The 22,849-nt window shown below is 43.3% G+C and carries 17 protein-coding genes and 3 riboswitches; of the genes, 11 read left to right on the top strand and 6 right to left on the bottom strand.

Annotated elements, in window-relative coordinates; all coding sequences use genetic code 11:
• The first annotated feature begins 18 nt into the window (after nt 1-18).
• Both CSV80_RS05660 and CSV80_RS05655 read left to right on the top strand, forming a co-directional pair.
• Entirely contained in the window at nt 19-1,533 is a 1,515-nt protein-coding gene (locus CSV80_RS05660) for a CoA-acylating methylmalonate-semialdehyde dehydrogenase (protein ID WP_099669715.1), read from the top strand.
• 109 nt (nt 1,534-1,642) lie between these two features.
• A complete protein-coding gene (locus CSV80_RS05655; RefSeq protein WP_099669716.1) occupies nt 1,643-2,926 on the top strand; it encodes a GntP family permease in 1,284 nt (427 codons plus the stop codon).
• Between the two features lie 181 nt (nt 2,927-3,107).
• Here CSV80_RS05655 and CSV80_RS05650 read toward each other — a convergent pair whose 3' ends face one another.
• Entirely contained in the window at nt 3,108-3,713 is a 606-nt protein-coding gene (locus tag CSV80_RS05650) for a transposase (protein ID WP_233201511.1), read from the bottom strand.
• Nucleotides 3,714-4,112: 399 nt separating this feature from the next.
• Between CSV80_RS05650 and CSV80_RS05645 the strand changes: the two genes are divergently transcribed.
• The 5 genes from CSV80_RS05645 (at nt 4,113) to CSV80_RS05625 (ending at nt 9,540) form a co-directional block, all read left to right on the top strand.
• Nucleotides 4,113-5,321 carry an acyl-CoA dehydrogenase gene (locus tag CSV80_RS05645; protein WP_099669717.1) on the top strand — a complete coding sequence of 403 codons (1,209 nt, stop codon included), beginning with the start codon at nt 4,113-4,115 and terminating at the stop codon, nt 5,319-5,321.
• A 103-nt stretch (nt 5,322-5,424) separates the two neighbouring features.
• Nucleotides 5,425-5,997, top strand: a complete 573-nt coding sequence (locus tag CSV80_RS05640) for a TetR/AcrR family transcriptional regulator (protein WP_369802804.1) — start codon at nt 5,425-5,427, stop codon at nt 5,995-5,997.
• Nucleotides 5,998-6,055: 58 nt separating this feature from the next.
• Nucleotides 6,056-7,114, top strand: coding sequence for a phosphotransferase family protein (locus CSV80_RS05635; RefSeq protein ID WP_099669718.1), 1,059 nt, complete (start codon nt 6,056-6,058; stop codon nt 7,112-7,114).
• Nucleotides 7,115-7,125: 11 nt separating this feature from the next.
• Nucleotides 7,126-7,878: a 2-phosphosulfolactate phosphatase gene (locus tag CSV80_RS05630; RefSeq protein WP_099669719.1), complete on the top strand. Its 753-nt coding sequence runs from the start codon at nt 7,126-7,128 to the stop codon at nt 7,876-7,878.
• Nucleotides 7,879-7,890: 12 nt separating this feature from the next.
• Complete coding sequence (locus tag CSV80_RS05625; RefSeq protein WP_099669720.1) at nt 7,891-9,540, top strand: long-chain-fatty-acid--CoA ligase; 1,650 nt, start codon at nt 7,891-7,893, stop codon at nt 9,538-9,540.
• A gap of 113 nt (nt 9,541-9,653) precedes the next feature.
• On the opposite strand, the gene dapA is transcribed toward CSV80_RS05625, so the two are convergent.
• Complete coding sequence (dapA, locus tag CSV80_RS05620; RefSeq protein WP_099669721.1) at nt 9,654-10,547, bottom strand: 4-hydroxy-tetrahydrodipicolinate synthase; 894 nt, start codon at nt 10,545-10,547, stop codon at nt 9,654-9,656.
• Between the two features lie 117 nt (nt 10,548-10,664).
• Nucleotides 10,665-10,842: riboswitch (Lysine riboswitch) on the bottom strand.
• A 296-nt stretch (nt 10,843-11,138) separates the two neighbouring features.
• Here dapA and grpE point away from each other — a divergent pair.
• Nucleotides 11,139-11,729, top strand: a complete 591-nt coding sequence (gene grpE / locus CSV80_RS05615; RefSeq protein ID WP_158231857.1) for a nucleotide exchange factor GrpE — start codon at nt 11,139-11,141, stop codon at nt 11,727-11,729.
• A gap of 84 nt (nt 11,730-11,813) precedes the next feature.
• Nucleotides 11,814-13,034: a tetratricopeptide repeat protein gene (locus CSV80_RS05610; protein WP_099669723.1), complete on the top strand. Its 1,221-nt coding sequence runs from the start codon at nt 11,814-11,816 to the stop codon at nt 13,032-13,034.
• Between the two features lie 116 nt (nt 13,035-13,150).
• Here CSV80_RS05610 and CSV80_RS05605 read toward each other — a convergent pair whose 3' ends face one another.
• On the bottom strand, nt 13,151-14,224 hold the full coding sequence (locus CSV80_RS05605) for a YARHG domain-containing protein (protein WP_099669724.1): 1,074 nt from the start codon (nt 14,222-14,224) through the stop codon (nt 13,151-13,153).
• A gap of 286 nt (nt 14,225-14,510) precedes the next feature.
• On the opposite strand from CSV80_RS05605, the gene CSV80_RS05600 reads away from it, so the two are divergent.
• A complete protein-coding gene (locus CSV80_RS05600) occupies nt 14,511-16,025 on the top strand; it encodes a S8 family peptidase (RefSeq protein ID WP_099669725.1) in 1,515 nt (504 codons plus the stop codon).
• A gap of 65 nt (nt 16,026-16,090) precedes the next feature.
• Here CSV80_RS05600 and CSV80_RS05595 read toward each other — a convergent pair whose 3' ends face one another.
• The 3 genes from CSV80_RS05595 to CSV80_RS05585 are packed head-to-tail and all read right to left on the bottom strand — an operon-like array spanning nt 16,091 to nt 18,647.
• Nucleotides 16,091-17,131: an ABC transporter substrate-binding protein gene (locus CSV80_RS05595; RefSeq protein WP_099669726.1), complete on the bottom strand. Its 1,041-nt coding sequence runs from the start codon at nt 17,129-17,131 to the stop codon at nt 16,091-16,093.
• Nucleotides 17,128-17,880 carry an ABC transporter permease gene (locus tag CSV80_RS05590; protein WP_099669727.1) on the bottom strand — a complete coding sequence of 251 codons (753 nt, stop codon included), beginning with the start codon at nt 17,878-17,880 and terminating at the stop codon, nt 17,128-17,130. The genes CSV80_RS05595 and CSV80_RS05590 overlap by 4 nt, the downstream gene beginning before the upstream one ends.
• Nucleotides 17,877-18,647, bottom strand: a complete 771-nt coding sequence (locus tag CSV80_RS05585; protein ID WP_099669728.1) for an ABC transporter ATP-binding protein — start codon at nt 18,645-18,647, stop codon at nt 17,877-17,879. The genes CSV80_RS05590 and CSV80_RS05585 overlap by 4 nt, the downstream gene beginning before the upstream one ends.
• Before the next feature lie 84 nt (nt 18,648-18,731).
• A riboswitch (TPP riboswitch) is annotated at nt 18,732-18,830 on the bottom strand.
• A 141-nt stretch (nt 18,831-18,971) separates the two neighbouring features.
• Nucleotides 18,972-19,159: riboswitch (cobalamin riboswitch) on the top strand.
• 122 nt (nt 19,160-19,281) lie between these two features.
• On the opposite strand from CSV80_RS05585, the gene CSV80_RS05580 reads away from it, so the two are divergent.
• The gene (locus CSV80_RS05580) at nt 19,282-22,704 is read left to right on the top strand and encodes a DUF4430 domain-containing protein (protein WP_099669729.1); all 3,423 of its coding nucleotides are present in this window, start codon (nt 19,282-19,284) and stop codon (nt 22,702-22,704) included.
• Nucleotides 22,705-22,849: the final 145 nt, after the last annotated feature.

Genomic DNA, 22,849 nt, shown 5'->3' with positions numbered 1-22,849 from the left:
ATTAGGAGGAATGGACATATGCAAAAAACAGATGTAAAGACATTGACTCATTTTATTAATGGTGAAGAGGTAGAAGGCAAGAGTGGACGATTTGGGGATGTCTTTAATCCATCCACTGGAGAGAAAATTGCAAAAGTACCATTGGCTTCAACAGAAGAAGTGAATGAGGTCGTGAAGCTAGCGAAAGAAGGATTTACTCATTGGTCTAAGGTTTCAGTAGGCAAGCGAGTGGAAGTCCTTCACAAGTTTCGTGCCTTACTTGTAGAAAACACGGATCGATTGGCCTATGCGATAGGTGAGGAAAATGGAAAAACCATCTCTGATGCAACAGGTGAGATTACACGTGGTATCGAGTCAGTGGACTTTGCGATTGGCGCTCCACACTTGTTAAAAGGTGAGCACTCGGTGAATGTAGGGGGAGAGATCAATTCGTATTCCATGCATAAGCCATTAGGAGTTGTAACATGTATTTCACCATTTAACTTCCCGGTAATGGTACCTGTCGCGATGAGTACGATGGCAGTAGCAGTGGGTAACGCAATGATTCTGAAACCTTCAGAAAAGGTGCCTCATTCTGCATTAATTCTTGCGGAACTATGGTCTGAAGCAGGACTGCCAGCTGGTGTTTGGAATGTTGTCAATGGCGATAAAGAGGCTGTGGATGCACTGCTTACGAATAAAGACGTTATGGCTGTTAGCTTTGTAGGATCGACGAAGGTAGCTGAAGCAGTTTATGAAAAAGGAACGAAAAATCATAAGCGTGTACAGGCATTCGGTGGCGGAAAGAATAATATGGTCATCATGCCGGATGCGGATATCGATACAGCGGTCAATTCATTCCTCGGTGCAGCTTATGGAGCCGCATCACAAAGATGTATGGCGATCTCTACTGCGATTCCTGTAGGTGAGAAAACAGCTGACGCATTTGTTGCGAAGCTAACAGAGAAAGTGAACGAGCTAAAAGTCGGCAAGTTCGATGACCAAGAGGCGGATTTTGGACCTGTGATTAGTGCAGAGGCAAAAGCGAGTATTATAAAATCCATCGATTTGGCTATAGAAGAAGGAGCCGTTCTTGCAGCGGATGGACGAAATCCTAAAGTAGCGGATGAAAATGGCTATTACTTAGCGCCAACATTGCTCGATCATGTAACAACCGATATGAATGTGTATAAGGAAGAAGTCTTCGGTCCTGCACGAATCGTTGTTAGGGTAAATACGTTGGAACAGGCGATTGATCTGATTAATGAGCATGAATATGGTAATGGCGTTACGATCTATACCAACAGTGGAAGCGCTGCAAGAACGTTCACGGATCAAATTGAAGTGGGAATGGTAGGAGTGAATGTTCCGATTCCGATTCCGGTTGGTTACCATAATTTCGGTGGATGGAAGCGCTCCAGATTTGGTGAAGGGCAAATGTTCGGTCCGGATACTGTTCGTTTCTTTACAAAAACTAAAACCGTTTCTGAGAGATGGTTCGATACTTCTTATAATGATGAAAGCAAAACAGATTTCGACTTCCCGAGTAGTTGATTGACCATAAGCAGGATCGTAGTGAATATAAAACTTCGATCCTGTTTTATTTCTAACATAAAGTAGTTTGACAATTGAAAAGTATACAGCCTGATGGAGGAGGGATAGGATGTTAGGGATATTTATAGGCTTAGTGTTGCTTATGGTATTGGCTTATAGAGGTTGGTCGATCATCTGGATTGCACCGATTTGTGCAGGAATTGTTGCGTTATTTGGTGGATTGAACTTATTGGATGCGTATACGGATACATATATGACGGGTTTCGTTAACTTTGCGAAGCAATGGTTCCCGGTATTTATGTTGGGGGCGATTTTTGGGAAATTGATGGAGTACAGCGGCATGGCCCATTCAGTAGCTATTGGAATTTCACGTGTTTTTGGTAAAGAGCGTGCGATCATTGGTGTCATTGTGGCAGCAAGTGTATTGGCTTACGGTGGCGTGAGTGTGTTCGTTGTAGTATTCGCAGTCTATCCATTGGCACTTAATATGTTCCGTGAAGCGAATATAAGCAGACGTCTCCTACCGGGAACGATTGTTGCGGGGATGATGACATTCGCCATGACGGCATTACCGGGCACACCGCAAATCCAGAATCTAATCCCGACACAGTACTTTCATACGACAGCGGCAGCGGCTCCGATTATAGGACTTGTTTCATCAGCGTTCATGATTGTCTCTTCCATATTGTATTTGAATCGTAGAGTTCGCGTGTTAAGAGAAGCAGGGGAAGTTTTCGAAGAACGTGAAGAGGATTTGAATGCAGAACCACGTACGAAGTATCCACATATCATTCTTTCTTTACTACCTTTACTGGCTGTAATTATAACATTGAACTTTTTAAAATGGGATATTGTCATATCTCTTGCAACGGGAATTGTTCTTATATTAATCATTTCAATCAGAGAATTTAAAGGCTTCACAAAAGCGGTAAACAGCGGAGCTAGCGATTCCGTCATGGCGATGATTAACACGAGTGCTGCAGTAGGATTCGGAACGATTGTACGATCGGTTCCAGGCTTTGAAAAGTTAAGTGATGCGATTTTAGGAATCAATGCAAATCCTTTAATCTCTGAAGCCATTGCGGTAAACGTTTTAGCAGGAGCGACAGGGTCGGCTTCCGGTGGTCTTGGTATCACATTAGAAGCACTAGGCTCGCACTACTATGAAATTGCGACGACTACTGGTCCTGCGCCTGAAGCTTTTCACCGAATTGCATCGATTGCTTCGGGTGGATTGGATTCCCTTCCTCATAACGGGGCGATCTTGACGATTTTGATTGTGACAGGGATGACGCATAAGGAATCGTATAGAGAGATGGGTGTGATTGCGATTATATTCCCTATGCTCTCGTTGATTCCTGCGATTGCGCTTGGGATTATGGGGATTTATTGATGGTGCTGGTGGTTGTTGGTCGGTGGCGGTACCAGGTCCCTGCACAACTTCGGTGGCGGTACCCGCAAACGGTACCAGGTCCCTACACAACTTCGGAACTATTCAGACAATTAAGTTTGCAGTGCAAAAAGACTTCTAATCCAGTACATTAGAAGTCTTTTGGTGTTTCATTTTATTGGAATTACGATAGTACTTCTAGAATGTCCTTACTTTTGTGGTGGTTCAAAATATCCTCTATGTCCATCAAACAATAGTGCACGTAGGCTTCTGTAGTTTTCTCGAATGGTTGAGGTAGGCAGTGTGGGAGTTTTGATGTATCAAGATAAGGATAAGGTGACGGAGCAGATGAGTGGTAGTAGGGGAATGTACTGAATGGATAATCAGCTAAATGTTTGACCATAGGTGTTTTTGTTGCGATTGGATTTCGGTGAATATAGCGGCTTACGGCAAGCATTGCGTAAGGAGATTTTACTTCCTTACAATAATATCGACCCTGGTAAAGCTGTCCAACATATCCGTAACGTTTAGAGTAATAATCACTGTATTTCCGATTGATATGCCGCATGATTTTAGATAGGTTGTCTTCAGATTGTAGCAAAATGTGATAGTGATTTGTCATGATACAGAACGCAAAAACTGTAAACTGATAATCGATAGAAGCATGGCCCATGCATCGCATCCAATGCAACATGTCTTCATCGGTGGAATAGATGTTCTGTCGGTTATTCCCGCGCATGACGACATGGTAGTTTGCACCCGGCCTCCAATTTCGTTTACGTCTTGCCATTGACCTCTCCTCCAATTATTTTGTGAATATATTGAGTATAGAGGAAAAGTTTTATTTTGGTCAAAAGGGCGAAATTGAATTTTGGAAAGTGGAAAGTGTGTACAGATCATGTTGTGAATTTGAAGAATTGAATTCTTGCAGCAATTTCAATAGAAGAATTGAATTTCTGAGTGAATTGTGTCTGAGTTGTACGGGGACCTGGTACCGTGCCGATATTTACGCATATGCAACGCTAGTGGGTACTGTGCCGAAGCAGAATTGTGTGCAAATTGTGTGGGGACCTGGCACCGTACCACCCACCCCAAAAACCCCTTGCAACCCCAAAACATATCCCGTATAGTAAGTGTAATATTCAGAATATACCAACTGGTTAGTATAAACGAAAGGAAGTCAAAAACTATGAATTTTTCTTATTCCGAGAAAGTAGTGAAGTTGCAAGAGCAATTGACGCAATTTATGGAGGACTATATTTATCCGAATGAAACGGTGTTTCGCCAGCAGCAAGAGGAGCAGGGGGATCGTTGGAATACGATCCCGCCGATTATAGATGAATTGAAGGCGAAGGCGAGAGAGAAGGGTCTTTGGAATCTATTTCTTCCTGCCGATAGTTATGGAGCAGGATTGACGAATCTGGAGTACGCGCCACTTTGTGAAATAATGGGGCGTTCATTCTTGGCGCCGGAAGTATTCAATTGTAATGCGCCGGATACTGGCAATATGGAAGTGTTGGCTCGTTATGGCACGGAGGAGCAGAAGAAGCAATGGCTCGAGCCTTTACTTGAAGGGGAAATCCGCTCTGCGTTTGCGATGACGGAAAAAGACGTGGCGTCGAGTGATGCGACGAATATTGAATCGAGTATTGTACGCGACGGCGATGAGTATGTGATAAACGGTAGGAAATGGTGGACTTCGGGCGCCGGGGATCCTCGCTGTAAAGTGATGATCTTTATGGGCAAGAGTGATCCGAACGCTGCGAAACATGAACAACAATCGATGATTCTTGTGCCAATGGATGCGGAAGGTGTGACGGTGGAGCGCATGCTACCAGTGTTCGGCTATGATGATGCCCCGCACGGACATGCAGAAATTCTCTTTACCAATGTACGTGTGCCAGCAGAAAATATATTATGGGGTGAAGGGAAAGGATTTGCGATTGCACAAGGTAGATTAGGGCCTGGCCGAATTCACCATTGTATGCGTTTGATCGGAGCGGCTGAACGTTCGCTAGAATTGATGTGCAAAAGAACAAGTGAACGAGAGACGTTTGGTCAGAAAATTTCCAATCATGGTGTCGTGCAGCAATGGATTGCGGAATCACGGATGGATATTGAACAGGCGCGTCTGTTGACATTAAAAGCCGCGTACATGATGGATACGGTCGGCAATAAAGTAGCAAAATCAGAAATCGCTATGATTAAAGTGGTGGCGCCGAATCTGGCATTGCGTGTGATTGATCGGGCGATTCAAGCATTTGGCGGAGCGGGTGTTAGTGAAGACTTCCCGATTGCGTATATGTATGCAGCAGCGCGGACGTTGCGCATTGCAGACGGTCCGGATGAAGTGCATTCGAGACAGATTGCTAGATTAGAATTAAAGAAGTACCGATAAATATTGGATATGATAGGTCTACTATTTCGTTCGTTTTGCATGAGGATTCGATCCGCTGAAATGTGATATAGTATGAGGTAAATAACATGAAGAGGGTCGAGGAATGAGTATGAAAGCTAAAATTACACAAGCGAGTGTGTTGTTGTTTGAAGAAAAAGGATTTAGCGATACATCGATTCAAGATATAGTCGAAGCAATCGGTGTGACAAAAGGGACATTTTATTATTATTTTAATAGTAAAGAGCAATTATTGATGGAAATTCATCTCGAATATATTTCGGATTTGCTGAAACGCCAACAGTCGATTTTAGAATCGGATCATTTATCAGGTCGTGAAAAGCTTGAAGCTATTATCGCGTTGCTCATCCATGATATTCAGTATAACGGGCCAAGTGGTCGTGTGTTTTTCCGTGAGATGCGCCATTTAGTTGAACAGAATGTCGATACCATTGAAAAACAACGAGATCTATTTCGTCTAAATATCGAGCAGCTGATTACGGATAGCATCGAAGCGGGTGAATTCCGCCAAGATTTGCGTGCAGATATTGTGGCTTTTGGCGTATTAGGCATTACGAATTATAGCTACAACTGGTTTAATCCAAAAGGGAATATGTCCGCTGATGAATTAGTTGAACTATTTTCGAGTCTATTGCTTGAAGGAATCATTCCACGCTAAGCTGAGCAATCAGCTTACGCACAACATACCTACTGGTTAGTATAAAGGAGGATTAACTATGGAGAATGCTACTACAATTGATGTACGGTCTGGGGAAGGACTGAATAAAGAGAAGCTACAATACTTCATTCGAGAACATATTCCAGAAGCACCAGAAGGAGAATTGCGCATTCGTCAGTTCAGTGCAGGGCATTCCAATTTGACGTATCTTTTGCAAATTAATGAATGGGAAGCGGTATTACGCAGACCGCCACTAGGGCCGGTTGCACCGAAAGCGCATGATATGGAGAGGGAATATCAAATTTTATCGAGTTTGCATCCGTATTTTAAACCGGCTCCAAAATCATATGTCTTTTCTAAAGATAAAGAGATTGTTGGAAGTCCGTTTTTCATTATGGAACGTCGGAATGGCATCGTGCTAGACACCGAATTCCCTACCGACACGGTGTATACGCCTGAACTCGGCCGGAAGATTTCCGAATTACTAGTGGAGCAACTGGTTAGCTTGCATCAAGTGGATTATAAGAAAACGAAGTTAGTAGATATGGTAAAACCTGAAGGCTTTATGGAGCGCCAAGTTGCGGGGTGGATCGGGCGCTATGAACGTGCGAAAACAGATGACGTCAAAGATCTGGACGAATTGACGGAGTACTTGCAGCGTAATGTGCCGGAGTCCGCAGAGCCTACAATTATTCATTATGATTATAAATTAAACAATGCAATGTTTTCGGAAGACTATTCTGAAATGACAGGGTTATTTGACTGGGAAATGACGACCGTAGGTGATCCGCTCGCTGATGTGGGCGCTGCGATGAGTTATTGGATTCAAGCAGACGATCCTGAAATGCTGAAAAAAGGACTGGGTAAACCACCGGTCACAGTGATGGAAGGGTTTTTCACAAGAGATGAATTTATCGAGCGTTATGCGGAGAAAAGTGGACGTGATGTGAGTTCAATTGATTATTATTTGACGTTTGCCTATTTTAAATTGGCGGTCATTTGCCAGCAGATTTATTACCGCTATAAAAAGGGACAAACGCAAGATCGACGTTTTGCTCACTTCAATGTGTTTGTTGAAAATCTGATTCAGTACGCGTTAATTAGCGCTAGGAAGTAAGAGGTGACAGGATGAGAATTCATTTGCTTTTTAAGAAAGAAGAGTTGGATGAGGCGAAGCTCGATGCAACCAAAACAGTTGTAGTCTTTGATGTGTTGCTAGCGACTTCTACGATTTCTGCCTGTCTGTCGTTTGGCGCACGGACAGTGATTCCAGTTGCTGATGAAGAGGAAGCGCGTGAGATTGCGAAAAACTTGCCGACTGAAGAGTATTGTATGGCCGGTGAATGGAACGGTTTACCTATTGAAGGGTTTTCCTATCCATTGCCGCTAGCCCTTCAAGGGAAAGTCGCGGGTAAAACGTTGATACTGAGAACGACTAACGGTACAGTGGCCATCCGAAAAGCTGCAGCTGCGCGTAAAGTGTGGATTGCTTCATTACTAAATAGTCCAGCAGTTGCCAGAAAAGTATATGACGAATATGAAGATGAAACGATTTTGCTCACTTGTGCAGGATCTGCCAATCAATTTTGCTTAGAAGACTTCTACGGTGCAGGGTACTTTTTATCCGAGCTGATTCAGCTAGCAGGGGAGAATGCTGTTCAATTAACGGACAGTGCGCTCGCTGCCAAGTTGTTTTACGACAGTCGGAAAGATCAGAATGAAACGTTACTCGCACAAACGCAAGTAGGCAGAGCAATGCTGGAGATGGGTGTAGGTGAAGATTTACATTTCGTCAGTCAAAAAGGGCAGTTGGAGGTTGCGCCTTATTTGTCTGGACATAAAGTCGTCTGTGATACGTGTGTAAGCGTATACAATAATTGAGGAGTGAATCGAATGAAACATACAGCTCATTATGAATTTTGGCCGCCACGCATTGCAAAATCCCTTACATTACCTGAAACAACGATTTATGATAATTTGGCGATCACCGCGAAGAAATATCCGAATAAAACTGCGTATGAATTCTATGGCGGATCCGCAACATACAGTCAATTACTGGACGAAACAGAGAAGATGGCGGGGTATCTGGAACAGGAGTGCCAGGTGAAGCAAGGTGATCGTGTCTTGTTGCTTATGCAGAACTCGCCACAATTTCTTGTGAGTTTGTTTGCGATATTGCGCGTGCGGGCAGTAGTGGTCGCGATCAATCCGATGAGTACGACTAAAGATTTGCAGTTTTTCCTAGAAGACGGCGACATTCGACTGGCATTTATCGGACAGGAACTGTATCCGAAACTAGAGCCGCTAATAGGTACGACGACACTTCAAACGGTGATTTCTGCCGCTTATTCGGATTATATTGATGAAGGGAAAGCGTTGGCTGAAATTCCTGGAGAAGTAAAGGCGCCTGCTAAAAAACTAGCGAAGACTGTTTCGTGGAAATCCGCGTTGGATGCGGCTCAAACTCCGTCAGACTACGCAGGTGAGAGTGACGATATGGCGATGATCCCGTATACGTCAGGAACGACAGGAGCCCCTAAAGGGTGTATCCATACGAATCGTACGGTGCAGGCCAATACGACAGGTTCGTATCACTGGATGACGATGAGTCCGGACACGGTCGTATTGACAAGTTTGCCTTTATTTCATGTGACTGGACTCACGCATAGTGCGTTGAATCCTATTTTGGCAGGGAGTAATATGGTGATTCTGACGAGATGGGATCGCGACTATGCGATGAAGGCGATCGAGCAGTTCCAAGTTAGTCACTGGATCAACATCAGTACGATGCTGATCGATTTCCTCGCGAATCCTCAACTCGCGGATTATGATATTTCATCTCTTGAGCTTGTCGGTGGCGGAGGAGCTACGCTTCCTATCGCAGTGGGTGAAAAACTGCGTCAACGAACGGGACTTGATTATGTAGAAGGGTACGGTCTATCCGAAACGATGTCGCATACTCATTTCAATCCGCCAAACCGTCCTAAGTTGCAATGTCTTGGTATTCCGGCATTCGGTGTAGATGCCCGCATTATCGATCCGACGACAGGAGAAGAGCTCGGAGTAGAAGAGGAAGGCGAGCTAGTGGTCCATGCGCCTCAGATGTTTAAAGGCTACTATAATCAGGAAGAAGAAACGAAAGCGAGTCACATGATGCTAGACGGAATACAATTCTTCCGCACTGGCGATATCGTGCGAATGGATAACGAAGGCTATTTCTTTATCGTAGACCGCGTCAAGCGGATGATCAATGCGGCCGGCTTTAAAGTGTGGCCGACGGAAGTGGAGTCGATCCTTTATAAACATCCAGCGGTTCAGCAAGCATGTGTCGTTCGGTCTCCTGATGAAGTGCGTGGTGAAACGGTTAAAGCACTCATTATTTTGGATCCGGAATATAAAGGAAGTGTAACGGGCGAAGAGATTATCGAATGGTCGAAGGGGCAGATGGCTAGCTATAAATATCCGCGAATTGTCGAGTTCCGGGATAGTTTCCCGACTACGAGTAGTGGGAAAATCTTATGGCGTCAGTTGCAGGATGCGTAAGAGATAACTAGATGAAACACCATGACTATTATATAGAAGTGACCCAAAAAGCTGCACCGAATAGACCGAATCTTGCGGTCATCTCGGTGCAGCTTATAGTTGTTTCCTATCGATCAAAGTCCGACTGCGGATTGATTACGAAGAGCTAGAAGGTCTTTCAACGACTCTACTTGTTCGTCAGGCAACGCAATCATTGGTAAACGAACGCCACCCACCGGTACACCTGTCAAGTTCAATGCAGCCTTTGTAGGTGAAGGGTTCGGAGCAGCGAACATCGCTTTCATAATGGGCAATAGACCGCGGTAGATGGTAGCCGCTTGCTTTGTATTGCCTGTTTTGAAGTGACGCACCATTTCTTGCATTTCATTGCCTATAATATGAGCGGAAACTGATACGACGCCTGTGCCGCCAATAGCTAGTACAGGAAGTGTAGACGAGTCATCACCCGTATAAACAAAGAAGTCGTCTCCCGTATGCTCGATAATCGCTGCAACAGCATCTAGATCACCGCTTGCTTCTTTGACAGACGTAATATTCGAAACGTTGTTAGCTAATCGGATAATCGTATCTGGGAGCATATTTACAGCGCTACGTCCCGGGATATTATAGAGCATGATCGGTAATGTAGTCGTTTGTGCAATCGTTTGGAAGTGCTGGTACAACCCTTCTTGACACGGCTTATTATAGTACGGCACGACAAGCATGATTCCGTCGACGCCAGCTTCTTCTGCTTGGATCGTCAAGTCAATGGACTCTCTTGTACTGTTCGTTCCTGTACCTGCAATAACCGGTGCACGACCTGCAACTGTTTGCACAGTGAACTTGAATAGTTCCACTTTCTCTTGCGCAGTAAGAGTAGGGGACTCACCTGTCGTACCTGCGACGACTAATGCGTCTGTTCCATTGGCTAGTAAGTGATTGATTAAGTTTTGTGTTGCTGGGTAATCGATGTCTCCTCTTTCATCAAACGGAGTAACCATCGCTGTCATAATTGATCCGAAATTCATTATTCTCCACATCCTATCATTTTATTAAAAAACATAGAGGTGGGGGCGATACGTAATTGAACGCAAAAAGCAACAACGAGGGCTCGCTGTTGCGTTGAAATAATGAATTATTTCTTTGCACGAGATAGCCCACCATATAGTCTCCTATATGACAATCCTGCACTTGTTCAGTCCAGGATCAGCTTAGAGATCATGAGCATCTCGCCGCTTCGGCAAATTCCCCTTTCCACAATCTTCACAGAACCTCATGATTCTCCGATTGTGTACTAATGGTTTTTGCGCCTCTATCCTTATTTCCGAATTATCGAAATAAGTGAAAGTTTAATTAACCTTACTGTACTTGTTATCCGCGAGAAATGCAACCTTAATTTTTCTAGATGTTTTATAGGTGTACCTTCTGTCTATCTATGACACATTGTGCAATAATACGTCAACCCGTGTATCGTAGTCGCCTCATTCCTTCGACAATTCGTGGCCCAGTATTGTGTTAGCCACCAAAAAGTGCTATCTTATCAGTATAATAGCCTAAGCTTAGACTGGGCTTTTCTTGCTTGATTTATGCATTATATGTTTTCTGAAAAGGGGAATTCGATGAGTACTATACATGAGTCCGCGAATAACAGGCCGGAAGAGTTACAGCGTTTATTGGATAAAGAATTATTACAACTGGAGAAAATTACGATTGAAGATTTCGAAGTAGATCCTATTGAGAAACCCGTTACGCAAGAAGACTTGAAGCAGTTTCAGCAGTTTACATCGACCAGTTTCCGATCTCTAGAAGAGTTGCTCGAAAGCAATCAAGCTGTTTTGCCCGTTGATGAGGCCATTACACGTTTGCAAGATGAAGCATTGCAAGACCGTGTACAAATGGCGAAACGTGCAGTGCAGATCTTTACTTTATTTGAAGATGTACGTCAGACGGTTGACCCTGAATCTGTCGATTTACTTGCACAGTTAGATGCAGCGATGGATCAAGCACATCTTTTGCTTGAAGAAATCGGTATACAAGAGTTATCAGTGTACGATGAGTATTTCGATGAAAGTTATATGGAAGCGGTTGGAACTATACCCGCTGAAGAAGCGCAAGGAATTGAGCGTTTTAAAGTAGCGGCTGTATTCCGTAGAGCCTTTTCAATAGAAGGTCTAGTCATTCAAGATGCGTTAGTGAAAACGGTTTCGTAAAAGGGGGGACGTTTATGACGAGCATTACAAATGATCAATGGGTGAGTCACTACGTACGCCCGTTTAGTAGGTGGAGGTGATTCGATGAGTTCATTCACTAACGTTCCTATGCTGATTCAGCAAATGCAACAAGCAATACGACAGAAGCGTTACACGCTGGCGCTTGATACGATACGCGAACTGGAAAAACTGAATGTTAGCCGTAAGCAAATTCTGTGGCATAAAGCATTGCTTGAAAGTAAGGTCGGGAATTTGCATGTGGCCTTAGCCTACTTGAAGGAATTAGATAGCGACGAGCTACATGCTATCAAGTTACAGCAAACGATCGTCGACAATTGGGACACGTATACGCAGATCATCGCTAAATATAACGATGCCGTATCGGAAATTCAGTTAGGATTTGGCGAAAAAGCACTACATATTATCGATCACGCGATGGAACTTGCAGGAAAACTGCCTATTCCGATTGAATTATATCGCATGAAAACGGTGTTGTTGGCACGTTATGAAAGTGACCCTTTATCTCGCTATACGGCGGGGTTACCTATGTATGCGCTTGATGATCCGACAATCAAACGTGTCGTGGCGGCAGAACCTCCACGTCCAGATATCCCACGGCCGGTTCCGAAGCCGAAAGTTAAGCGTAAGCTAAAAAAAGAAGCGGCAGTACTACTCGCTAGTATAGCAACCGTCCTATTAGTATTCGTCGTCTGGTTAGTTGCCAATCTCATGGCACAGCCTGAAACCGCTACGGAGTCGCCAACTACAGCACCCGTGAAAAAGCCGGCTATAACGGAGACTGCGTCTAAGAAAGACGAGCCGGTTAAAGAAGTGGTCGCAACACCTAAAGAAGAAACTAAGCTTGAATTCGTTTCCGATGAAGCGGCGAGAACGTATTATAATGAAGGCTATAAGCAATTTATGAAAGAAGACTTCCCAGCGGCTGTTGTGTACTTGGAATATGCTATGCGTACGGAGGAAAGTGATTACTTCACGGACGATGCCTCGTACTTCCTAGCTTCGAGTTATTTGCGTGAGCAGAAGTATGAAGACGTGGTGAAAATCGCGAAAGCATTCCGTAAAGAAAAAGATGTGAATTATAAGGAATCACCTTATCGAGAGGGAATTCGTCTTCAAGAAAGCCGCGCTTTGTGGCAGCTTGGTAAGGAAACTCAAGCTATTTCGATTTTGGATGAATTGATTAACAAGTCCGATGAAGATTGGGTGACGTATGAAGCGAGAGCTATGAAGAAGTTCGTAGTGGATGGTGAGAGTAGTAGTGAGGACGAGGAAGAGACTGGTTGAGTTAGCATGGGGTTGCGATTTTTTTGTCGACATCGCGCCCTCCACCAGTGCGCCCAAACCACACAAAGAAGGAGCAAACCGGGAAGTCAACATGACTTAACGGATTGCTCCTTCTTTTATTCCAGTGATTTAATCAATTCAACATTATGTTTCTCCCACTCGGTCATCTTGCCATCGAAGGATGGATCCGGGCTGTACCAAGACTGTGAACCAAAGTAGTTTTGCATTTCTTTTGATTGGAATACATAGCCATGTCGTGCATAGATTTCATTGCGCGCTAAACGTAAATCATCTTTTGACAGTCCTTTTAAATCGGATTCGTCGAGGAACACGTCACCGCTGTATGAGATGATGAAGTGGTCGTTTGAAGCGTCAGCTGGAACTTCTTTAATCACCTCTTTGACAATAACGGTTTCGACGGGTTCTTCTTCCACGACGTCGTTTTGCACGACTGGCAAATCATTGTCGGTTTCCACGTTCGTTGCAATGGCCAATTCTTTGATGGAATCAAAAGCGAGGTGAACTGATTGCTTCGCTCCAAATACGTTCGCCTGAATTTCTTCTCGCACGCTTTCGTCATTCAAAGTCGTGGTCATTTTGATGGGATAAATTCCTGCCATATACGGGCCGAATTCTGCTTGTTCTTTACTCTTTTTAATATAGCCCATCTCGGTATCGTGAATGGATAGCACCGTTTCGTCTCCGATCGATTTCACTTTGAGGATATAGCCCGCTGGATTAATCGTATAGCGGGGAAAGAGGCCGAATCGCTTACCATCCGCACGTATGGAGAACATGCCGTCGTCGGTCTTTTCTCGTAAATTGTTTTCTATTACTTGTACGATGGAAGGGTTTTTCTCGACCAATGTAAGTAAGGCTTGTATGCTAACCCCGTTGATCGAAATACGACTATCTTTCGGTACAATCAATTCATGCAACTCGTCTTGATCCTGCTCAATCAGCGCTGAAATGAATTGCTCGGTTATTGCCTTCCGACCATATTTATTTTCAATAGTGTAATAACCTATAATCGCGACAAGCACAGCAGTTATCAATAAAAGGGGATACAGTGGTGTTTTCAATAACGAACGTTTTTTATTGGAATAGCGGGATGCAAGAAACGCTTTACAGTGTGTACAGTACTCTTGCTGATTTGTATTCATTTCTTTACATATCGGACATTTTTTCATGTGAATTCTCCTACTTCATGCTATGGCTCTATCTTTTGAAAGCGAGTATAGATACCAATGTAGTCAAGATTATACTATGACTGACGGGATTATTCTAGATGTAAGGACGGTTGTTGTGTAAAGGAAGTAGGTCGCAGGATATTCATTACAAGGGATTTTTCAAAATTCGCCATTTAAAGTAGTTCTATCATACGCCTAGGATGTATGAAGATGGTAAATAGTGAGTTATAATGGTTTAAAAGAATCCCATATTACTAAAGTGTGGCAGGGAAGAAAAGAGGGGCGAATGAAAAGACAGCTTCATATAGTTTTGATTGCCTGCATTGGATTGCTGGCGGTACTTGGATTTAAAGGGGTAGTCAGTGCAGAAGCTGCTTCAAATGAGTTATTGGTAGAGTACGAAGAAAATCGTCATACATTTTCTGTAGACGAAAACTTACCCGGTGTAGAAAGCCGCGAACCTATCACAGACGAAGTGGAGTTATGGAGCTTTACAGATTCAGCTGAGATGCTATTAATGAAGGAACAACTTCTCGAAGATCCTAACGTCTTACATGTTGAACCGAATTATGAGCGCTATTCGCATATCGTATTCGATGATCCTATTCTCGTGAAGCAATGGTGGATTCCACAAGTGAAGCCGCAGTGGATGTGGTCTAGGGTGCAAGAACAAAAGAAAATGACCGTCGTGGCGATCATTGATTCCGGCATTGATCTACAACATGAAGATTTACAGGGTCGAATTCAGCCAGGCGGTTATAATTTTTACGCAAATAATTCGAATGTTCAGGACGTCAATGGCCATGGCACAGCTGTCGCAGGCGTAGTCGCGGCTAAGGCTGGAAATAATCTAGGCGTAGTAGGTATTGCGGGAACATATGAAACCAAAATATTGCCGTTGAAAATCTCGCATCTGAACGGTCTCAGTAAAGTGTCGGATAGTATTAAGGCGATTGATTACGCCATCAAGAAACAAGTCGATGTAATCAATATGAGTTACGGAAGCAGCATGTCTTCTCAAATGGAAGAAAAAGCGATTCAGCGTGCAGTCGAATCGGGTATCACGGTCGTATCGTCTGCAGGGAATGATGCAACGAAAGGGAATTCGATCATGTTTCCTGCATCTTATCCTTCCGTTATTTCAGTTGGCGCAACGGAAAGAGATAATCAGCGCGCTTTCTTTTCAAACTATAACTCTCACGTGAGCTTAGTCGCTCCAGGTGCGGCAATCTATACGACAACCCTTGCTAATAGCTATAAGTCAGTCAGTGGAACATCTTTTTCGGGACCAATGGTAGCAGGTGCAGCGGCTTTGGTAAAATCATTGAAGCCTGAAGCAACCCCAGCTGAAACCAAACAGTTACTAGAAATGACCGCGACAGACCTAGGCGCGCCAGGTAAAGATATTCATTTTGGAGCAGGGGTTGTAAATTTAGAGAAGCTGAGCCATGCGTTACCAGCTAGTTCTACACCCATTCCGCCAAATGAATTTACAGGCGATTTTCCAGAACTGAAAGTACAAACGAATAAAGTATTCACAATCAAATTTACTAATGAATTACTACTTGGAAAAGACTACTCAAAACATATTTACATTACCCGTTCGCCAAATAGCGCAGAACGTATCGAAAGCTTTACAGCGAAAGTGGATCCTACAAATAGCAAGCAATTATTAATTACACCAACTAAAGAGTGGCAACTAGGAGTTCATTATTTACGCGTGGAGAAAGGGTTGCAGAATAAAAAAGGTGTCGCAATGAAAAAGTCATTTGCTGTGAAGTTTACGGTACTTCCTCGCTAATTCTATAGAATAGAAAAAGGCTATTGCAGCCAGTCATAGAGACTTTTGCAATAGCCTTTTGTGTGTTACTTCGTTATTTTAGAAAACATGTCACCTGTGCTGACGTCTAAAATCATATCGTCCACTTCAGGTTTCGTCTTGATCAATTCCATCTCATGTAGCCAGTCACGCACTTCTTCCCAAGATGTTTCATCAAGCGTACCAAATGCTTCACCGTCTGTATCCATCTTCGGTAATAACACATTTAAACTTTCCGTTTCAATTGCTTTGTCTAACGGGAAGTTCGCTTGATCTTGGTTGCTTAGCAAGAGGTCGAGTGCTTCTTCGGGCTGTTCTACCATAAATTCATACCCTTTTTGTGCTGCCCGCCAGAAAGCCTGGATTGCGTCTTGTTCTTTGTCCCATGTATCATCACTCGTCAACAACACAATTTCACTATAATTTGGCACGCCATAGTCTACTGGATTAAAGTAGCGCGTTTTGAAGCCTTTCGAGTTCATGACAGGCACTTCGTGGTTAATAAATGTTCCTGTCACGGCATCAACACGTTTTGAAACGAGTGAAGATTCCAATTCGAATCCAACGTCGATCATATTCACTTTGTCATAATCGCCGCCGTCATTCGTTACCATCGTTTTAATCAAAGATTCGTTTAGTGGAATCCCTGGATAACCGATTGTTTTACCTTCGAGATCTTTAGGTGATTGAATCGAACTTTCCTCTAGCATGACAGTATAATTTAGTGGCTCTCGCACAATCGAGGCGATTGCTTTAATCGGAATGTCTTCATTGGCTTGCGCTAAAATGACATCCGGTTGGTAATACAGTCCAAGAGTCACTTTTCCTGCTGCGGTCAAGTTCATTGGATCGGTCGGATTGGCAGGGAATTGTATGTCCACTTCCACGTTCTCTTCATTAAAATAACCTTTTTCCTGGGCTACATAAATATAGCTATGTACTGCATTTGGATACCAGTCGAGCATGATGCTGACTTTTTTCTTTTCATTGTTCGGTGTCTCTTCGTTATCTGCGGGAGTCTTATCATTATTGCACCCAGCTAGCAGTACAAGAAGAAAAATGATGCTAAGGAACAGACGTTTTCTCATTGGTGATTCCTCCATTGTAAAAAGTGTTTTTCCAATACGACGACGAGTAGAAAGAAGATAATGCCTACTGCAGATAGCAAGACGATCGGTGCGAATACGGCGGCACTGTCAAATTGCGTCATCATTCTTCTGCTGAAGTATCCAAGTCCTGCCTGAGCACCTAGCCATTCCCCAATGGCCGCACCGATTACACTCAGTGTGACCGCCACTTTGAGTCCAGAGAAGAAAGATGGCAAAGCGGAAGGCAGGTCTAATTTATAGAAGATATCTTTTGCGGACGCACCCATTGTTAGCATTAATTCACGTAAATTTTTATCTGAAGAGCGCAAGCCGTCGAAAACGCTGACGGTAATCGGGAAAAAAGTAATCAGTACCGTAACCGCGACTTTACTCCAAATGCTGTAGCCGAACCATAAGACGAAAATCGGTGCGAGCGCGATGACCGGAATCGTTTGCGACGCGATCAGGATAGGGTAAAACGCCTGCTCGATCGGTTTCTTACTATACATCGCAATTGCCAGTGTGGATCCGAGCATGATTGAAATCGATAAGCCGATTAAGATAGTTAAAGCAGTCGGAGGTAAGTGGTGGATAAACAGCTCCGTCTTCAGCTCCCATAATCTGATCAGAATCGCTGAAGGGGACGGGAAGAGAAAGCTTTTGTCGTAAAGACGTGCGCTAATTTCCCATAGGCCCAGTAAGATCGCAACGAAAAGTATAGACCAACTATACGAAGTGATTTTCTTCATAGCCGCGCCTCCGAACGAAGCTCGCTAATAAGTTGCTCCTTCATTTCCATCACTTCGGGCTGTGCCAGGTCTCGCATAGTACGTGGTCGGCTGAGAGGCACGATGACTTCGCGAATCGTCTGTACTGGTCTTTCAGCGAGTACGAAGATGCGATCGGATAGAAATAAAGCTTCGTCGATATCATGTGTGATGAAGACAATCGTTTTATCGAGCTTCTGCCATTGATCGATCAGCCACTCTTGCATCGTCAGCCGTGTGATCGCATCGAGTGCGCTGAATGGCTCGTCCAGCAATAAAATATTGGAGCCGGTCAGGATCGTTCGTAAAAAGGAAACCCGTTGTCGCATCCCGCCTGATAAATTTCCAGGATAAGCGTTTTCTTCGCCTGCCAGTCCGAAATCAGCGAGTAGCTGGATGATCTGGTCGGCAGTAGGTTTACCGCCTTGAAGTTCTACTGGTAATTGGACATTTTCAAGAATCGTTCGCCACGGCATGAGTAAGTCTTGCTGCGGCATATAGCCCACTTTGCCTAATCGCTTCGTTGTCACTTCTCCGTTCAATGAAATCTCACCACTGTCAGGATTCTCTAGACCGGTGACCAGTCGGAATAAAGTGCTTTTCCCGTAACCACTTGGTCCAATGATGCTGACAAATTCGCCTTCATTTACATGCCAATCGACTTGGTCAAAAATTGCGGTTGGTTTAGAAGCATTGGTTGCTCGATAATGAAAAGATACATTCGTAAACTCTAAAACCTTATTCGTCATCATTCTTACCACTTCTCATTTCTTCAAAAAATACACACAAAAAACCACTTCTCTGTGCGAAGTGGTTGCATAGTACGGTCGAAATCCGTCATATGTCCACTTCCCTCCGCTAGCATTATCTAGAGCAGGTTTCGAGGGTTAAGGCGAACGCCTCTCTCAGCAACAGCACCCCTAGTGTTTATCCATATCTTATCGTTACATAGTCTGAAAAGATAGTCAAGATAGGACAGGAATAAATTGGTCATTTATAGGGAGTTGGAAAATATCCTACACGTCAAAAATCTCGCTATTGCAATTGTTTTGTCGACTCATTATGATTAAGGATAGTTTATAGCGTATTTTGGTGTCTTGCTAGTTTGCAAGACGTAAAAAGGAATCAGGTGAAAATCCTGAACGGTCCGGCCACTGTAATTGGAAAGTAACTTCTGACAACCACTGGTATTCATACTGGGAAGGTTGAAGTTGCGTTCGTATCCAAAAGTCAGGAGACTTACCATAATACAATGCTTACAGCCTTCCGGAAAAAGGTGTGTATGTTGTGTTGTATTATGTATGTCTAAACACGCATCCATCCATCCTTGTCTCTTTCCGGAGGCGGGATTTTTTTATTGAAAAAAATAGGGGGTAGGAGTCGTTGAGGAAAGGTAGTCGAGTAAGCAAGACATTATCTGTGTTGCTAAGTTTATTGTTGGTGTTGTCGGTTTTAACTCCAACAGTACAAGCAGTTGATACAGGAGTAGAGAATACACAAGGAATGGTTGAAGAGCAGACAGATGTGGAAGAATTATTAGCTAGAACCGTTCAGTTTTATAAAAACAAAAAGATGAAATTGGATTCGTGGCAATTATTAGTCGGGCTTTACGCAGCAGGTGAAGACCTGAATGATGGCGAGTGGGTATTACCAGAATGGCAAAAAGAAGATCCAGATTATCTAGAACCTATACATTATGGTACAGATCATATTCGCTTTATCTTCGGATTGCTTGCAATGAACGAAGATCCAGCCGATGCATGGGAAACGAATCGTAATCTTTATGCGGAATTAGCATCGCAACAAAACGAAGAGACAGGCTCATTTGGCGGCATTAATAAACATATGTGGGCCGTGCTTGCGATGGATACAGGCGAACGTCTAGGAGCCGATTTAGGTGAGTGGAATACAGATAAGAAACAAAAAGCGCTACAATTTTTGATCGATAACCAAAATGAAGATGGTGGATATTCATTCTTTGGTCCGGTTTCAGACCCAGATATGACAGGTATGGGCATGATCGCGTTGTCGAACTATCAAGGGGAAGAAGCGGCAGATGCAGCTATTGAAAGAACGAAGGACTTATTACGAGCTAGACAACTAGACTTAACGACGGGTGGATTTAATTCGCCAGGTAATTTTGGAATGGGCGATAATGCCAACTCCACAGCGACAGCGATTTGGGGTCTAGCTGCAGTCAATGAGAATGTACTAGCAGAAAAGTGGCATGTAGGCAATCAGACAGTAGTAGATGCAATAAAAGGTTTCCAGTTTGAAGACGGGTCTTATAAGTGGAAAGTGACTGATAAAAGTACTAATTTAATGGCGACAGAACAAGTATTACTTGCGCTAGCAGACATGAAAGCGGGAAGTTCTGTTTGGAATCGAATTGCTTTAAAAACAGAGCGGCCTACAGCCTACGTGAAAGTCGATGGGGTAGATGCACCGATTCTTGCAGATACTGCAGTGGCATTCGAAGCAGGCGATACGATTGTACAAGTTGTTGAACAGTTGTTAAAAGAACAAAATATTCCTTACGAGTTGGATCAAGCGAAAGAGAATTTTGTATCGATTAACAACGTTCAAAATGGAAATTTACATGGCAATGATCAGTGGGTTGTTGATGTTAATGAAGGATCATCTACTTCACTTTTCGATAATGTAGTAAACGACAATGATAAGATTCACATTTTCTATAAACGCAATGCAGTTCTTGAATCCATTACGAAGTTGAAAGTCGGGGACAAGGATCCGACTATTGAACTCACATTAAGTGGAGACACGTTTACGGAAGCGGCTTCAAATGTTAGTAACTGGACTATAGGTAATGGAGCCCTAACAGTTGGCTCAGTCACAGTTGAAAGTAGTCAGAACGTACTTCTACATGTGCAAGGCGAAGTACCAAATGTAACGTTATCAATAACTGGGCTTGCTAAAGCAGTGCAGTCGAATGTAAACACTACTGCAAATAATACTCCTGCTATACCAGAAACTATTCGTACGGTAGACGATATGCTTGCGGATACGTTACGTTTCTATGAAGTGGAGAGATATAATAAGGATAATTTCAGATGGAGTATGCCTGGAATCAGTTGGACGGAATTGGTTGCATTGGGCGCGTCCAGTTCACAATTAAGTGATGGTACAGCACAATTACCAGAGTGGCTCACTAAAGATCCAGGATTACAGAAAGATGAAGCAGATACGGATCATATTCGCTATATCTTCGGTTTGCTAGCAGTAGGTAAAGATCCATCTACTGCATGGGAATCTAAACGAAATCTTTATGCAGAGCTAGCGGCACAACAAAAGGCAGACGGATCAATTGGTGGTATAAATAAACACGCATGGGCGATGCTCGCTTTAGATACAGGTGAGAAGCGCGGGCAGGACGTAGGAACATGGGGTGCCAATGCAAAAGAGAAAGCGTTACAACATTTGTTAAAGCAAGAAAAGGAAAAGGGTGGATTTTCGCTTTCATTAAATGAACAAGACACAGCTGATCCTGATATGACGGGCATGGTCTTGTTGGCACTAGCAAATTATCAAGATGATAGTGCGGCGAATGCTGCAATTGAACGTGCAAAACAAGCCTTGCGCGAACAACAACTTGATACAGCTGGCTGGGGCGCTTGGGGAGAAAACTCCAATAGTATTGCGACAGTCATTTCAGGTCTGGTTGCGGTAGGAGAAGACGTTACATCGGATAAGTGGCAAAAAGGTGAGGAATTACCCTTAGATGCTTTAAGCAAATTCCAAACGAAAAATGGTGCATTTGCCTTTACTTTACCGGCCGATCAATGGGTCAATACGAAAGCAGTAGAACAATCCTTAATTGCCCTACAAGAAATTAAAACGGGGAAATCTGTATGGCAACAATTTTCTGAAGTAGAAAATGTAGAGCCGCCAGCAGATGAAACGTCTATTACATTTTCCGTAGAAACGCGCACAATGGATACGGGGGATATTATTAGCCCGAAATCGTTGAAAATTGAATCAGGAGATACCGCATTTACGGTACTAAGACGTGAAGTAGAAAACCGTTCCATACCATTTAAATTCACTGGTGCAGGTCCAACTATATACGTCAAGAGCATTAATAATATAGGTGAATTTGATGGCGGCCCACTAAGTGGCTGGATGTATTCAGTCAATGGTGAGTTTCCGCAGTATAGTGCTGGAATTTACGAATTACAAAAGGATGATATTCTGCGCTGGCAGTATACAAGGGACTTGGGAGCAGACTTAGGAGATAACTGGAATCCTACACCTGAAATATCAGTCGACGCACCTGAAAACGTACAAGCAACAATTACAGATGGAAAGCTTCAACTTCAGATAAAAGATGAAAAGACTGGCGAACTACAAGCTGCTAAAGTAGAGAAAACAGAAGTGGTTGGCGGATTTATGATCGTTCAAATCGGAGAGACAGGCAATGTACTCGATTCATTAGAAGGTCTTGAATTGACCTCGGGAATACAGCAAGTTGTAGTACTCGATAACGACAAACCGTATAATTATTTCAAATCTGAAAGTGAGATAAAATCAACGAAAGAATGGAATATTAAGTTCTCAGGTGCATTACAGAATGATGCTAAGAACTTAGAAAAAGTTGTCATTCGAAATGCAGCGGGCGAAATCGTTCAGGTTTCTACAACGCTTGGAGAAGATGGAAAGTCGTTAAAGATCAAGCCGAGTACTAGATATACTCAAGGTGAACTATACTACTTGACGATTACCGATGTACTATCAGCAAATGGAGAAGTGATTAAAGAACCTATTCGAAAAATATACGTGATTGAATGAAAATTATAGACTATCATGCAAGTCATTACCATATGGCTTGTATGATAGTTTTTTTGTGCAATATCTTGCATTCATTCATCAATCTATGTAGTATAATGACTAACAGACTGAAATGGTATTTCGGTCACTTTTAAAGGGAGTGTCA

It is taken from the genome of Sporosarcina sp. P12(2017) (assembly GCF_002743035.1).
Classification (GTDB): domain Bacteria; phylum Bacillota; class Bacilli; order Bacillales_A; family Planococcaceae; genus Sporosarcina; species Sporosarcina ureae.
The sequence above is the reverse complement of the archived record's forward strand: the minus strand, read 5'-3'. Positions and strand labels throughout refer to the sequence as shown.

What these genes read in the sequence shown, in the direction of transcription:
- CSV80_RS05630 (WP_099669719.1), top strand. Translation starts at nt 7,126, where the DNA reads ATGAGAATTCATTTGCTTTTTAAGAAAGAAGAGTTGGATGAGGCGAAG.
- dapA (WP_099669721.1), bottom strand. Translation starts at nt 10,547, where the DNA reads ATGAATTTCGGATCAATTATGACAGCGATGGTTACTCCGTTTGATGAA.
- CSV80_RS05645 (WP_099669717.1), top strand. Translation starts at nt 4,113, where the DNA reads ATGAATTTTTCTTATTCCGAGAAAGTAGTGAAGTTGCAAGAGCAATTG.
- CSV80_RS05590 (WP_099669727.1), bottom strand. Translation starts at nt 17,880, where the DNA reads ATGAAGAAAATCACTTCGTATAGTTGGTCTATACTTTTCGTTGCGATC.
- grpE (WP_158231857.1), top strand. Translation starts at nt 11,139, where the DNA reads ATGAGTACTATACATGAGTCCGCGAATAACAGGCCGGAAGAGTTACAG.
- CSV80_RS05655 (WP_099669716.1), top strand. Translation starts at nt 1,643, where the DNA reads ATGTTAGGGATATTTATAGGCTTAGTGTTGCTTATGGTATTGGCTTAT.
- CSV80_RS05650 (WP_233201511.1), bottom strand. Translation starts at nt 3,713, where the DNA reads ATGGCAAGACGTAAACGAAATTGGAGGCCGGGTGCAAACTACCATGTC.
- CSV80_RS05640 (WP_369802804.1), top strand. Translation starts at nt 5,425, where the DNA reads ATGAGTATGAAAGCTAAAATTACACAAGCGAGTGTGTTGTTGTTTGAA.
- CSV80_RS05595 (WP_099669726.1), bottom strand. Translation starts at nt 17,131, where the DNA reads ATGAGAAAACGTCTGTTCCTTAGCATCATTTTTCTTCTTGTACTGCTA.
- CSV80_RS05605 (WP_099669724.1), bottom strand. Translation starts at nt 14,224, where the DNA reads ATGAAAAAATGTCCGATATGTAAAGAAATGAATACAAATCAGCAAGAG.
- CSV80_RS05625 (WP_099669720.1), top strand. Translation starts at nt 7,891, where the DNA reads ATGAAACATACAGCTCATTATGAATTTTGGCCGCCACGCATTGCAAAA.
- CSV80_RS05660 (WP_099669715.1), top strand. Translation starts at nt 19, where the DNA reads ATGCAAAAAACAGATGTAAAGACATTGACTCATTTTATTAATGGTGAA.
- CSV80_RS05585 (WP_099669728.1), bottom strand. Translation starts at nt 18,647, where the DNA reads ATGACGAATAAGGTTTTAGAGTTTACGAATGTATCTTTTCATTATCGA.
- CSV80_RS05635 (WP_099669718.1), top strand. Translation starts at nt 6,056, where the DNA reads ATGGAGAATGCTACTACAATTGATGTACGGTCTGGGGAAGGACTGAAT.
- CSV80_RS05610 (WP_099669723.1), top strand. Translation starts at nt 11,814, where the DNA reads ATGAGTTCATTCACTAACGTTCCTATGCTGATTCAGCAAATGCAACAA.
- CSV80_RS05600 (WP_099669725.1), top strand. Translation starts at nt 14,511, where the DNA reads ATGAAAAGACAGCTTCATATAGTTTTGATTGCCTGCATTGGATTGCTG.